At 69.8% G+C, this 13,182-nt stretch carries 13 protein-coding genes; 8 read left to right on the top strand and 5 right to left on the bottom strand.

All coding sequences use genetic code 11. From position 1 onward, the window contains the following. Positions 1–39 precede the first annotated feature (39 nt). Positions 40–1,500 (top strand): glycosyltransferase family 87 protein, encoded by a 1,461-nt coding sequence (locus IG84_RS0100885; protein ID WP_031049959.1) that lies wholly within the window; start codon positions 40–42, stop codon positions 1,498–1,500. A gap of 109 nt (positions 1,501–1,609) precedes the next feature. On the opposite strand, the gene IG84_RS0100880 is transcribed toward IG84_RS0100885, so the two are convergent. From IG84_RS0100880 to IG84_RS0100870, 3 genes are all read right to left on the bottom strand, one after another. Beyond that, a complete protein-coding gene (locus tag IG84_RS0100880) occupies positions 1,610–2,641 on the bottom strand; it encodes an alanine racemase (RefSeq protein WP_031049956.1) in 1,032 nt (343 codons plus the stop codon). A gap of 68 nt (positions 2,642–2,709) precedes the next feature. After that, complete coding sequence (locus IG84_RS0100875) at positions 2,710–3,828, bottom strand: lipid II:glycine glycyltransferase FemX (RefSeq protein WP_031049954.1); 1,119 nt, start codon at positions 3,826–3,828, stop codon at positions 2,710–2,712. A 126-nt stretch (positions 3,829–3,954) separates the two neighbouring features. Further along, positions 3,955–4,284 carry a hypothetical protein gene (locus IG84_RS0100870; protein WP_031049939.1) on the bottom strand — a complete coding sequence of 110 codons (330 nt, stop codon included), beginning with the start codon at positions 4,282–4,284 and terminating at the stop codon, positions 3,955–3,957. Positions 4,285–4,514: 230 nt separating this feature from the next. Between IG84_RS0100870 and rpsF the strand changes: the two genes are divergently transcribed. The 4 genes from rpsF (at position 4,515) to rplI (ending at position 6,297) form a co-directional block, all read left to right on the top strand. Then, positions 4,515–4,805 (top strand): 30S ribosomal protein S6, encoded by a 291-nt coding sequence (gene rpsF / locus IG84_RS0100865; RefSeq protein ID WP_003978891.1) that lies wholly within the window; start codon positions 4,515–4,517, stop codon positions 4,803–4,805. A gap of 78 nt (positions 4,806–4,883) precedes the next feature. Further along, positions 4,884–5,474: a single-stranded DNA-binding protein gene (locus IG84_RS0100860; RefSeq protein ID WP_030615309.1), complete on the top strand. Its 591-nt coding sequence runs from the start codon at positions 4,884–4,886 to the stop codon at positions 5,472–5,474. A 121-nt stretch (positions 5,475–5,595) separates the two neighbouring features. Then, positions 5,596–5,832, top strand: a complete 237-nt coding sequence (gene rpsR, locus IG84_RS0100855; protein WP_003978893.1) for a 30S ribosomal protein S18 — start codon at positions 5,596–5,598, stop codon at positions 5,830–5,832. A gap of 18 nt (positions 5,833–5,850) precedes the next feature. Beyond that, positions 5,851–6,297, top strand: a complete 447-nt coding sequence (rplI, locus tag IG84_RS0100850) for a 50S ribosomal protein L9 (RefSeq protein WP_031049936.1) — start codon at positions 5,851–5,853, stop codon at positions 6,295–6,297. Between the two features lie 191 nt (positions 6,298–6,488). On the opposite strand, the gene IG84_RS0100845 is transcribed toward rplI, so the two are convergent. Next, entirely contained in the window at positions 6,489–7,826 is a 1,338-nt protein-coding gene (locus tag IG84_RS0100845; RefSeq protein ID WP_031049934.1) for an MATE family efflux transporter, read from the bottom strand. A gap of 485 nt (positions 7,827–8,311) precedes the next feature. Between IG84_RS0100845 and dnaB the strand changes: the two genes are divergently transcribed. After that, positions 8,312–9,766, top strand: coding sequence for a replicative DNA helicase (gene dnaB / locus IG84_RS0100840; RefSeq protein ID WP_031049931.1), 1,455 nt, complete (start codon positions 8,312–8,314; stop codon positions 9,764–9,766). A gap of 57 nt (positions 9,767–9,823) precedes the next feature. Here dnaB and IG84_RS0100835 read toward each other — a convergent pair whose 3' ends face one another. Continuing rightward, on the bottom strand, positions 9,824–10,381 hold the full coding sequence (locus IG84_RS0100835; RefSeq protein WP_031049929.1) for a TetR/AcrR family transcriptional regulator: 558 nt from the start codon (positions 10,379–10,381) through the stop codon (positions 9,824–9,826). A gap of 64 nt (positions 10,382–10,445) precedes the next feature. Here IG84_RS0100835 and IG84_RS0100830 point away from each other — a divergent pair, with 64 nt between their 5' ends. After that, positions 10,446–11,423 carry a DsbA family oxidoreductase gene (locus IG84_RS0100830; protein WP_031049926.1) on the top strand — a complete coding sequence of 326 codons (978 nt, stop codon included), beginning with the start codon at positions 10,446–10,448 and terminating at the stop codon, positions 11,421–11,423. A gap of 201 nt (positions 11,424–11,624) precedes the next feature. After that, positions 11,625–13,058: a serine hydrolase domain-containing protein gene (locus IG84_RS0100825; RefSeq protein WP_245659194.1), complete on the top strand. Its 1,434-nt coding sequence runs from the start codon at positions 11,625–11,627 to the stop codon at positions 13,056–13,058. The last annotated feature ends 124 nt before the right edge of the window (positions 13,059–13,182 follow it).

Here is a 13,182-nt window from a genome sequence, read left to right as displayed (position 1 = left end):
CGCCGTCTCCGGCACAGGGACGTGCGGCAGGATGACCCCATGACGAGCGTGCGACAGGACGAGCCCGTACGGCCGACGCAACGGGACGAGGTGGCAGCGGCCGGCAGTGAGCTGATCGGCGGCCCGCTCGGCCGCCGCGTACTGCTCGGCGCGAGCTGGTGGACGCCGGCACGCGTCATCGCTCTGGTCGCCCTGGGGATGTTCGCGCTGGGGATGGTGCAGAAGCTGCCCTGCTACAACGGCGCCTGGTTCTTCGGCGCGACCAGCCAGTACACCCACGCCTGCTACTCGGACATCCCGCACCTCTACGTCGGACGCGGGTTCGCCGAGAACCTCGTCCCGTACTTCGACCGGTTGCCCGGTGACATGCAGTACCTCGAATATCCGGTGCTGACCGGTGTGTTCATGGAGGTCGCCTCGTGGCTGACCCCGCACGGCGGCACGATGCAGCACCGCGAGCAGATCTACTGGCTGGCCAACGCCGGGATGCTCATGGTCTGCGCAGCCGTCATCGCGGTCTGTGTGGCCCGGACACACCGCAAGCGGCCCTGGGACGCCCTGCTCGTCGCCCTGGCGCCCGCCTTCGCGCTGACGGCCACCATCAACTGGGACCTGCTCGCCGTCGCGCTGACCTCGGTGGCCATGCTGCTCTGGTCGCGCAGCCGCCCGCTCGCCGCCGGAGTGTTCATCGGGCTGGCGACCGCGGCCAAGCTCTACCCCGTCCTGCTGTTGGGGCCGCTGTTCGTCCTGTGCTGGCGGGCCGGGAAGTGGCGGTCCTTCGGGGCGGTGACGGGCGGCGCGGTCTTCTCCTGGCTGGCGGTGAACCTGCCCGTGATGCTGCCCGCCTGGGACGGCTGGCAGAAGTTCTACACCTTCAGCCAGGAGCGGCCGATCGACTTCGGCTCCGTCTGGCTGCTGATCTCCCAGCGCACCGGCAACCCGCTGGAGTACGCCAACACCTACGCGACGCTGCTGATGATCGTCGGGTGCGGGGGCATCGCGCTGCTCACGCTCTACGCGCCGCGCCGCCCGCGCCTGGCCCAGCTGGCGTTCCTGGTCGTCGCGCTCTTCATCCTGACCAACAAGGTCTACTCACCGCAGTACGTGCTCTGGCTGGTCCCGCTGGCCGCGCTGGCCCGGCCGCGCTGGCGCGACTTCCTGGTGTGGCAGGCGTGCGAGGTCATGTACTTCCTCGGCATCTGGCTGTACCTCGCGTACAGCGGCAGCGGGGACAAGCATCAGGGCCTGCCGCCCGAGGGCTACCAACTCGCCATCGTCCTGCACCTGTTGGGCACGCTGTACCTGTGTGCGCTGGTGGTCAGGGACATCCTGCTGCCGGACCGGGACACGGTGCGCCGGGAAGGGGCCGACGACCCCACGGGTGGTGTCCTGGACCAGGCGCCCGACGTGTTCGTCCTGGGGCGGCAGCACCACTCACCGCGGCACGCCGCCCCGTTCGAGGGTGCGGCACGGGTCGAGTGGGGGCCGGCCGGGGACTGACCGCCTCCGTCGGCGCGTGCCGGCAGGGCGGCCGGAGATAGCGGCGGGCCCGGACACCCGGCGGGGAGCCGGGCGTCCGGGCCCGTTGCTTTGGTCCGGAAGCCGCAGGTCAGCGGTCCACGAGACGGTCGAACTGCGTGGTGGTGTGCCGCAGGTGGGCCACCAGCTCCTCGCCGACCTTCGGTTCCGGCGCGTCGCTGGGCACGAACAGGATGGAGACCTGCATGTGCGGCGGCTCCGCGAACCAGCGCTGCTTGCCGGACCACACGTACGGCGAGAGGTTGCGGTTCACCGTCGCCAGGCCGGCCCGGGCAACGCCCTTGGCGCGGGGCATCATGCCGTGCAGCGCCTTGGGGGCCTCCAGGCCGACGCCGTGCGAGGTGCCGCCGGCCACCACGACGAGGTAACCGTCGGAGGCCGCCTTCTGCTGGCGGTAGCCGAAGCGGTCGCCCTTGGCGACTCGGGTGACGTCCAGGACCGCACCGCGGTACTCGGTGGCGTCGTGGTCGCCGAGCCACAGCCGCGTGCCGATCCGGGCGCGGAAGCGGGTCTGCGGGAACTGGGCCTGCAGCCGGTGCAGCTCGTCGGCCTTGAGGTGGCTGACGAACATGGTGTGCAGCGGCAGCCGGGCGTTGCGGAGCCGGTCCATCCAGCCGATGACCTCGTCCACCGCGTCGGTGCCGTCGGTGCGGTCCAGCGGGAGATGTATGGCGAAGCCCTCCAGCCGGACGTTCTCGATCGCGGAGGCCAGCATCGGCAGCTCCTCCGGCGTGACGCCATGCCGCTTCATGCTGCTCATGACCTCGACCACGACCCGTGCCCCGGCCAGTCCGCCGAGCCCCTGGACCGAGGAGACCGAGCGGATCGCCCGGTCCGGCAGCGGCACCGGCTCCTCACCGTGCCGGAACGGCGTCAGGACGAGCAGGTCACCGCTGAAGTAGTCCTTGATGCGGGCCGCTTCGTAGGTGGTGCCGACGGCCAGGAGGTCGGACCCCAGACGGGTCGCCTCATCGGCGAGACGCTCGTGGCCGAAGCCGTAGCCGTTGCCTTTGCAGACCGGGACCAGCCCCGGGAACTGCTGCAGCACCTGCTGCTGGTGCGCCCGCCAGCGCGCGGTGTCGACGTAGAGGGTGAGCGCCATGGCCGGCCCGTGAACCTTTCTCGTTGCGGTGATGCGTCGGATCTGTGGGGAATGCCGCGGGCGAGCGGTCAGCGCCGCGACATGTAGATGTCCAGCGCCTTGTGCAGGAGCTTGTTCAGCGGGAAGTCCCACTCGCCCAGGTACTCCGCCGCCTGCCCACCGGTACCGACCTTGAACTGGATCAGACCGAAGAGATGATCGGTCTCGTCCAGCGAGTCGCTGATGCCGCGCAGGTCGTAAACGGTCGCGCCGAGCGCGTAGGCGTCCCGCAGCATCCGCCACTGCATCGCGTTGGACGGGCGGACCTCGCGGCCGATGTTGTCGGACGCGCCATAGGAGTACCAGACGTGGCCGCCGACGACCAGCATCGTCGCCGCGGAGAGGTTCACGCCGTTGTGGCGGGCGAAGTACAGCCGCATGCGGTTCGGGTCCTCGCTGTTGAGGGCCTTCCACATGCGCTCGAAGTAACTCTGCGGCCGCGGGCGGAAGTGGTCTCGCACCGCGGTGATCTCGTACAGCCGCTGCCACTCGGCAAGGTCCTCGAAGCCGCCCTGGACGACCTCGACGCCGGCCTTCTCGGCCTTCTTGATGTTGCGGCGCCACAGCTGGTTGAAGCCCTTGTGGACGTCCTCCAGCGAGCGGTTCTCCAGCGGCACCTGGAAGACATAGCGGGGCTGCACGTCACCGAAGCCCGCACCGCCGTCCTCGCCCTGCTGCCAGCCCATGCGGCGCAGCCGGTCGGCGACCTCGAAGGCGCGCGGCTCGATGTGGGTGGCCTCCACGTCCCGCAGCCGCTTGACGTCGGGGCTCTGGATGCCGGACTTGATCGCCGCGGCGTCCCAGCGGCGGATGACGACCGGCGGGCCCATCTTCACGGAGAAGGCGCCCTGCTGCTTGAGATGCGCGAGCATCGGCTGCAGCCAGTCCTCCAGATTGGGGGCGTACCAGTTGATGACGGGGCCCTCGGGCAGGTACGCGAGGTACCGCTTGATCTTGGGCAGCTGGCGGTAGAGGACCAGGCCGGCGCCGACGAGCTGACCGGTGGAGTCGAACCAGCCCAGGTTCTCGGAGCGCCACTCGGACTTCACATCGGCCCAGGCCGGGACCTGCATGTGACTGGCCGCGGGCAGGCTCTGGATATATGCCAGATGCTGCTCTCGACTGATGGTCCTCAGGGTCAGGCTCATGCGGGGCGCTCCTCGGCAGGTTTGTCCCCGTGGTCGGGGCTCCGGCTCTCGCGCCGAAGCCTACTGCGCCAAGGGAGCGCCCCGTCTGGGCCTACGTACGCAGGGGGCCGTACGTCATCCGTGCGGCTAGCCCAGCACCCCTCCGAAAAGGCCGCCGTGCGCCATGCCGAGGAAGAACCCGAGTGCCGACGCGCCGAGACCGATGATCAGCACGAAGCGTTCCCCGGTCGTGACGGAGATGAATTGTCCCCAGGCGCCCGTGGCGATGCCGAACAGCCCGGCCCAGGAGCTGAGCAGGTGCAGGTGGGTGAAGGAGGCGGAGATGACGGCGATGAGGCCCAGCACCAGCGTCGCCGCGGCGAGGGTGTTTTCGAGGGGGTGCGCCTTGCCGTCGCTGTTCAGCAGGGAGAGCAGGCCGTGCTGCTGGGTCTTCTGGGGCTGTACTGCATGTGTCATGCGGCACCTCCGTAGACAGGGCGGCGCACTGTAACGCCGCTCACACCCGTTGTGTTCCAGATTGGGGGGATCGGTGGCGTGATTTCAACCGGAAGCCTTCAGGCAGGTACTCTGTACGGTCTGCGCCCATGTCTGTCTGCATTCGCTGTACGGACCGGGCGCGGAACGCATCACGACCCTCCTGCCACGGAACGACCGTGGCCGCTGAGTCCAAAGGAGGTGGGTTCCACATGCGTCACTACGAGGTGATGGTCATCCTCGACCCCGATCTGGAGGAGCGCGCTGTCTCCCCCCTGATCGAGAACTTCCTTTCCGTCGTCCGTGAGGGCAACGGCAAGGTCGAGAAGGTCGACACCTGGGGCCGTCGTCGTCTCTCGTACGAGATCAACAAGAAGCCCGAGGGCATCTACTCGGTCATCGACCTCCAGGCCGAGCCGGCCGTCGTCAAGGAGCTCGACCGTCAGATGAACCTGAACGAGTCGGTCCTCCGGACCAAGGTCCTCCGTCCCGAGACCCACTGACCGCGTAAGCGTTCAGCGGACATCGGGTTCGAGTAGCAACACAGCAGCCAGCAGCACACCCGCCGAGAGGTTCCCCTAATGGCAGGCGAGACCGTCATCACGGTCGTCGGCAATCTTGTCGACGACCCCGAGCTGCGCTTCACCCCGTCCGGTGCGGCGGTCGCGAAGTTCCGCGTCGCGTCCACTCCCCGCACCTTCGACCGTCAGACCAATGAGTGGAAGGACGGCGAGAGCCTGTTCCTGACCTGCTCGGTGTGGCGTCAGGCGGCGGAGAACGTCGCCGAGTCCCTCACGCGGGGCACCCGCGTGATCGTGCAGGGCCGCCTCAAGCAGCGGTCGTACGAGGACCGCGAGGGCGTGAAGCGCACGGTCTACGAGCTCGACGTCGACGAGGTCGGCGCGAGCCTGCGCAATGCCACGGCCAAGGTCACCAAGACCAGCGGCCGGGGCGCTCAGGGCGGCGGCTTCGGCGGCGGCCCGCAGGGCGGCGGCCAGGGCGGTGGCGGCGGCTGGGGCGGCGGCCCCGGCGGCGGCCAGCAGGGCGGCGGGGCTCCCGCCGACGACCCCTGGGCGACCGGTGCTCCTGCAGGCGGTGGCCAGCAGGGTGGCGGCGGTGGCGGCTGGGGCGGTGGCTCCGGCGGCGGCTACTCGGACGAGCCGCCCTTCTAGGCACGTACGTCTGGCACGTACACGCGGGGCTGTTTCACGTGAAACCACGCTTCACGTGAAACGTGGTCCGGCGGCCTGAGGGCGCCAGCACAAACTTCTTGAAACTCACTGGAGAGAGACAATGGCGAAGCCGCCTGCTCGCAAGCCGAAGAAGAAGGTTTGCGTGTTCTGCAAGGAGAAGATCTCCTACGTCGACTACAAGGACACGAACCTGCTGCGGAAGTTCATTTCCGACCGCGGCAAGATCCGTGCCCGCCGGGTCACCGGCAACTGCACCCAGCACCAGCGTGACGTCGCCACGGCCGTGAAGAACAGCCGTGAGATGGCACTGCTGCCCTACACCTCCACCGCGCGATAAGGGAAGGGTGACCGAAACATGAAGATCATCCTCACCCACGAGGTCTCTGGCCTCGGCACCGCCGGCGACGTCGTTGACGTCCGTGACGGTTACGCCCGTAACTACCTGGTCCCGCGCGGTTTCGCGATCCGCTGGACCAAGGGCGGCGAGAAGGACGTCGAGCAGATCCGCCGCGGTCGCAAGATCCGCGAGATCGCGTCGGTCGAGCAGGCCAACGAGGTCAAGGGTCAGCTCGAGGGCGTCAAGGTGCAGCTGGCCGTCCGCGCCGGCGACGCCGGCCGCCTGTTCGGCTCCGTCACCCAGGCCGACATCGCCTCGGCGATCAAGGCCGCTGGTGGCCCGGACGTGGACAAGCGCCGCGTGGAGGTCGGTTCGCCGATCAAGACCCTGGGCGCGCACCAGGTCTCCGTGCGTCTGCACGCCGAGGTTGTCGCCAACCTCGGTGTCGAGGTCGTCGCTGCCTGAGTGCAGCCCGATCGCACGGCCTGATCACCGGGTCGCGGGCAGCAGCCGCTGACCGTGGCCCAGTGACCGAGTCACGCTGAAGGGGCCGCATCCTTTCGAGGATGCGGCCCCTTCGGTCGTTCGGAGCCGGGGAGCCGGCCGCGCGGCCCGGCGGGCGCGGCGGCCGTCGGTGGGTACCGCCCGTGCTCCCCTCAGCGGGCCGCGCCGGTCACGATCCAGCGGCCGGAGCGGGTACGGACCCACAGGGTCACCATGCGTACGGCCATCATCAGCGCCATCGACCACCACAGCGCGGTCAGCCCGCCGCCCAGCGCCGGTACCGCCAACGCCACAGGTGCGAAGACCGCCAGCGTGACGAGCATCGCCCCGGCCAGGTACGGCCCGTCCCCCGCGCCCATCAGTACGCCGTCGAGGACGAAGACGATGCCGGAGACGGGCTGGCTCACCGCGACCACCAGCAGAGCCGGCAGCAGGACGTCCTTCACGGCCGGGTCGGCGGTGAACAGTGGGATGAACAGCGGCCGGGCCAGTGCGACCAGGATGCCGAGCACCACTCCGGAGGCGATCCCCCACTCGACCATCCGACGGCAGGCGGCCTTCGCCCCGTCCACATCCGCCGCGCCCAGATAGCGCCCGATGATGGCCTGGCCGGCGATGGCGATCGCGTCCAGCGCGAAGGCCAGCAGCGACCACAGGGTCAGGATGATCTGGTGGGCGGCCACATCCGCGTCACCGAGCCGCGCGGCCACCGCCGTCGCGATCATCAGGACGGCACGCAGCGAGAGGGTACGCACCAGCAGCGGCACGCCGGCCTGTGCGGAGGCGCGGATACCGGCGGCGTCGGGGCGCAGCGAGGCGCCGTGCCGCTTGGCGCCGCGTACGACGACGGTGAGGTAGACGGCCGCCATGCCGCACTGGGCGATGACGGTGCCCCAGGCGGAGCCGGCGATGCCCAGGCCGGCGCCGTAGACCAGGCCGGCGTTCAGGGCGGCGTTGAGAGTAAAGCCGCCGATCGCGACGTACAGCGGGGTTCTGGTGTCCTGCAGGCCGCGGAGCACGCCGGTGGCGGCGAGCACGACGAGCATCGCGGGGATGCCGAGCGAGCTGATGCGCAGGTAGGTGGTGGCGTACGGAGCGGCGGTGGAAGACGCTCCGAAGACGTCGACCAGCCAGGGAGCGGTGGGCAGTACGACGGCGATCACGGCGGCGCCCAGGAGGAGGGCGAGCCAGATGCCGTCCATGCCCTGGCGGATGGCGGCGGAGAGATCGCCCGCGCCGACCCGGCGGGCGACGGCCGCTGTGGTGGCGTAGGCGAGGAAGACGAAGACCGAGACGGCGGTCGTGAGGAGGGCGGCGGCGACGCCCAGCCCGGCCAGCTGCGGGGTGCCGAGGTGGCCGATGACGGCGCTGTCGACCATGACGAAGAGGGGTTCCGCGACGAGCGCGCCGAACGCGGGGAGAGCGAGTGCGATGATCTCGCGGTCGTGCCTGCGGCCGGTGCGCCGGGGCTTCGCGGGAGCCTGTGTCATGCACTCAATCTAATCTTCCACAGGTAAGAGACACAACTAGGTTGTGGCCCTTACGTCCCGGGGTCTGAGGCACTCTTTTCCGTGGGGAATGGCGCGATCTTGAACAGGTTGCCGAAGTTTTTCTCCCCCACAGGCTATGGACGAAGGAGCCGCAGGTCAGAGGTGTCGGGCAGGGGTGATTGTGTGTTTGTCCACACCGATTTCCCCCGCGCCGTGCACAGGAACCGGGGAGTTCTCCACAGGTTGGGGGCGATCATCCACACGGCCTGTGGATAACCAGATTGGCGGACGGTGCCCGGCGGCCTACCGTTGTGCGGCGCCCCCTCCCCGTGTCGGTCCCTGGATTCATCCGAACTCGTCGCGCCGTAAGCGGAGTCGGGTGTCTCGATTGTCAGAGCCGTGCCGTAAGAAAGAAGGGCACAGCAAGGTCCGCGTCGCGGACGGGAGGAGGTGGCCTGGTGAGCGTGCCTGAGCCCATGCAGCCCATGGAGGACCCCTGGGCCGACTCCGGCCCCGGCGACCGGCTGCCCGCCCGCTCTCGCCGGAACGACGGCAAGGGACGCGGCCGCGAGGACCGGTTCGACCGCGAGGACGGCGACGGTGCGTGGTCCGGCGGCTTCGAGCGGGTCCCGCCGCAGGACCTGGACGCCGAGCAGTCCGTGCTCGGCGGCATGCTGCTCTCCAAGGACGCCATCGCCGATGTGGTGGAGGTCCTCAAGGGCCACGACTTCTACCGCCCGGCGCACGAGCTGGTCTATCAGGCCATCCTGGACCTGTATGCCAAGGGCGAGCCGGCCGACCCGATCACTGTCGCCGCCGAGCTGACCAAGCGCGGCGAGATCGGCCGGGTGGGCGGCGCGTCGTATCTGCACACCCTCGTGCAGTCCGTGCCGACGGCCGCGAATGCCGAGTACTACGCGGAGATCGTCCACGAGCGGGCGGTGCTGAGACGCCTCGTCGAGGCCGGCACCAAGATCACGCAGATGGGATACGCCGCCGACGGCGACGTCGACGAGATCGTCAACAGCGCGCAGGCGGAGATCTACGCCGTCACCGAGCAGCGCACCAGCGAGGACTATCTCCCGCTCGGCGACATCATGGAGGGCGCGCTCGACGAGATCGAGGCGATCGGCTCCCGCCAGGGCCAGATGACCGGTGTCCCCACGGGCTTCTCCGACCTCGACTCGCTGACGAACGGCCTGCACCCCGGCCAGATGATCGTCGTCGCGGCCCGTCCGGCGATGGGTAAGTCCACGCTCGCGCTGGACTTCGCCCGGGCATGTTCGATCAAACACAACATGCCGAGCGTCATCTTCTCGCTCGAAATGGGCCGCAACGAGATCGCGATGCGTCTGCTGTCCGCCGAGGCGCGGGTGGCGCTGCATCACATGCGCTCCGGCGCGATGACGGACGAGGACTGGACCCGGCTGGCCCGCCGGATGCCCGACGTCTCGGCCGCCCCCCTCTACATCGACGACTCGCCGAACCTCTCGATGATGGAGATCCGGGCCAAGTGCCGCCGCCTCAAGCAGCGGCAGGACCTGAAGCTGGTGGTCATCGACTATCTGCAGCTCATGCAGTCCGGCGGTTCCAAGCGCGTCGAGAGCCGACAGCAGGAGGTCTCGGACATGTCCCGTAACCTCAAGCTGCTGGCCAAGGAGCTGGAGCTCCCGGTCATCGCGCTCTCTCAGTTGAACCGTGGCCCTGAGCAGCGTACGGACAAGAAGCCGCAGGTCTCCGACCTCCGAGAGTCGGGATCGATCGAGCAGGACGCCGACATGGTCATCCTCTTGCACCGCGAGGATGCCTACGAGAAGGAGTCCCCGCGAGCGGGTGAGGCGGACATCATCGTCGGCAAGCACCGTAACGGCCCCACCGCCACCATCACCGTCGCCTTCCAGGGCCACTACTCCCGCTTCGTGGACATGGCCCAGACCTGACGGGGCGTGTGTCAGGGACCCACAGTCCTTGGCGCAGCAGTGCCGGCGCCCTCGTGGTCAGGAGCGGAAGAGCCGCCAGAACGCCAGTGCCCTATCGCCGGCCGGAGCAGGCGCGTCGTCCGTGATCCACGTGGCGATCACACCGATCAACGCGCCCGCCAGGTACGCGGCATGTACCTCGGGCGGTACGTCGTCGAATCCGCTGGGCCGCCGCCCGTCCCGGAAAGCCCCGGCGAGCTCGGCGGTCAGCCGTTCCCGCATCCGCGTGGCGAACAGCGCGCTGCCGTGGGTGCCGAGCATGCGGCGGTACAGCGCCGCGTTGGCGGTGATGTGCTGGAACAACTCGTGCAGTGGCTCGGGAACCTCGTCCCTGGGGGCGTCCTGAGGGCACAGCGCCGCCGCTCGTGCCACCTGCGCCACGGCGTCTTCCATGGCGTCGGTGACCAGCGCGTTCACGTCGGGGAAGTGCTGGTACACGGTGGCCCGGTTCAGCCCGGCCTGCTTGGCGACCTCCGACATGGAGATCGCGGCGGGGTCCTTGTCTGCGACCAGTTCCAGGATCGCCGTCCGCAGCCGGGCCCGACTGCGCTGGGCGCGAGGGTCATCCAGGTTCATACCACTCACACTAATCGACAGTTGTCGCTTTTCTAAACGACAACTGTTGGTTAGTGTCCCGGTCATGCGAATCGAGATCTGGGCAGACGTGGTCTGCGCGTGGGCGTACATCGGTAAGCGGCGCCTGGAGAAGGCACTCGCGGGGCGAGAGCCGGACGGAGCCGAAGTCGAGGTGGTGTGGCGCCCGTTCAGGATCGACCCGACCACGCCGGACCGGGCCGTACCCATCGAGGAGGCATGGCGTGACCCGATGGTGGATGCCGCTCTGCGGCAGTGCGCGCCGGGCCTGTCCCCGGCCGAGAACCGGGTGCGCATCTCGGAAATCGCGGCGGCGGATGGTCTGGGCCCGCGCTGGGGAGCGGCATGGCGGGCCGCCAGCCACGACGCGCACCGCCTTATGCACCTGGCTCTCGGGCACGGTGGTGCCGGACTGCAGAACGAGGTGGCCGAGCAGGTCATGAAGGCTCACTTCATCGACGGCGCCGACATCAGCGACCGGAGCAGTCTCCAGGACATCGCCGTGCGGTCCGGATTCGCGGCGGGAGCAGCGCTGCTGGACACCGATGCGGGTGACCAGGACGTGCGGGAGCTGCTGCTGATCGGCAAGGCACGCGCCATCGCGACCTCGCCGACGATCGTGGTCGGCGACCGGGCGCTCGCCGGCGCCCAGCCGCCGGAGGTGATCGCGGACTTCCTCGCCCAAGGTGACCGCAGCCGTGAACTGCCCGCGGAGGTACGGCGTCTGCGCTGGGCGGAGTCCCTGCTCGACCAGCACGATCCGCTGGGTGCCCTCACCATGCTGAAACCGCTGCTCGACGAGCACGCCGACGACCCGAACGTCCGTCGGCTCGCGGCCCGTGGCTACTTCCACTCGGCACAGCTCTCGCGCGCCCGAGAGGTACTGGAGGCGTTGGTCGAGGACGCGCTCGACGACTCGTACGCCCGGCTGATGCTCGGACGGACCCTGCAGCGGATGGGGAAGGAGGACGAGGCCGTTGTGCATTTGAAGATGGCCGGTGCGATGACGCCGGAGTACGCCTGACCGGAGTTCGCCCGGACGGGCAACGTCCACCTGGCCCGGTCCCGAGCTCCGGTCCGGAAAACCCTCGACTGCCTCGAAGGCGAGCTGTCCGCCGGCCGCACGGTCGATGAGACTGAGCCTGTCGGATTCGCCGATGCGGTACGGGAGTTCGTCGGCAGCCGGCATGTCGGAGCGTGAGGGATGGAGTGGAGCGTGAGCGGTGTGAGGAGCTGGGACGGCGTGGTGGTGTCCTCTGATGAGGATCGTCAGGGTGCGGAGCTGTTGCCGGGTACCCGGCGAGCGCTGTGGTGGCGGCTGGCCGTAGGGCAGACGGAGGGGCGGGCGCCGTCCATGGTGGGGGCGGTCGTACGGGACGGGCAGCCGGTGTGGCTGGGGCTGCGCGGGGCGGTGGACGGCGCGGTGCCGCACGCCGACATGCAGTACCGCATCGGTTCGCTCACCAAGACGTTCGTGGCGGTGCTCGTCCTGCGACTGCGGGACGAGGGGCTGCTCGGGCTGGCCGATCCGCTGGGCAAGCACCTCGACGGTACGCCGGTACCCGACGCGACGATCGCGCAGCTGCTCTCGCACAGTGCCGGGCTGGCGGCCGAGGCGCGCGGGCCGTGGTGGGAGCGGACGCCGGGCCTGCTGCGTCCGGGACCGGCCGACCTCTTCGGTGAGCGGCCGCGCCGCCACCCGGCGGGTCGTCGGCACCACTACTCCAACCCCGGGTACGCGCTGCTGGGCGCGCTCGTCGAGCGGCTGCGCGATGGCGAGCACTGGGGCGCGGTGCTGCGCCGTGAGGTGCTGGAGCCGCTGGGGATGACGCGTACGACCTTGGACCCGGTGGCGCCGCACGCGGCCGGCTGGGCCGTGCACCCCTGGGCGGACGTGCTGCTGCCCGAACCGGCCGAGGACACCGGGCGGATGGCGCCGGCCGGTCAGCTGTGGTCGACGGTGTCGGACGTGTGCCGCTGGGCGGCGTTCCTGGCGCGAGGCGACGAACGGGTACTCGGCGCGGCGAGCGTGGCCGAGATGCGGACGCCCGCCGTACCGGCCGAGGGCGACTGGAGCACGGGGTACGGCCTGGGAGTGCAGTTGCTGCGGACGGACGACGGCCGGGTGCTGGCCGGACACACCGGCTCCATGCCGGGCTTCCTGGCCTCCCTGTGGGTCGGCACGGACGCCGGCACGGACGAGGGCGTCGCGGGTGTCACGCTGGCCAACTGCACGTCGGGCCCTGCGATCAGTGGGATCGCCGCTGACTTCGTACGGATCGTGGCCGAGCAGGAGCCGCGGATTGCCGACCCGTGGAGGCCACTGACCGGACCGCTGGACGAGGAGCTGCTGGCGCTGACCGGCCCTTGGTTCTGGGGCTCTGCACCGTACCTCCTGCGGCTGCGGGCGGGCCGGGAGCTGGAGCTGAGCCCCATGTCCGGCGGGGGCCGCAGCTCGCGGTTCCGGCCTGGGGAGGACGGGAGCTGGACGGGTCTGGACGGTTACTACGCGGGGGAGACGCTGCGCGCGGTGCGGGCCGGGGACGGTTCGGTGAGCCATCTGGACCTGGGCACGTTCGTGTTCACCCGCGCGCCGTACGAGCCGTCGGTGCCGGTACCGGGCGGCGTCGACGCGGGCGGCTGGCGTACGGAGGGGTGAGTTCGGAGGGGAGAGGGCGGAGCGAGTCAGGTGAGGGGTGGCGAGGGCCGCGGGCGCCGGAGTCGGGGTGACGGGGCGGACGTACAGTCGAGCGAGATATCAGGAGTGCCCGGGAGCCGCCGTC

This window comes from Streptomyces ochraceiscleroticus (assembly GCF_000720485.1).
GTDB classification, from domain to species: Bacteria; Actinomycetota; Actinomycetes; order Streptomycetales; family Streptomycetaceae; genus Streptomyces; species Streptomyces ochraceiscleroticus.
The sequence above is the reverse complement of the archived record's forward strand: the minus strand, read 5'-3'. Positions and strand labels throughout refer to the sequence as shown.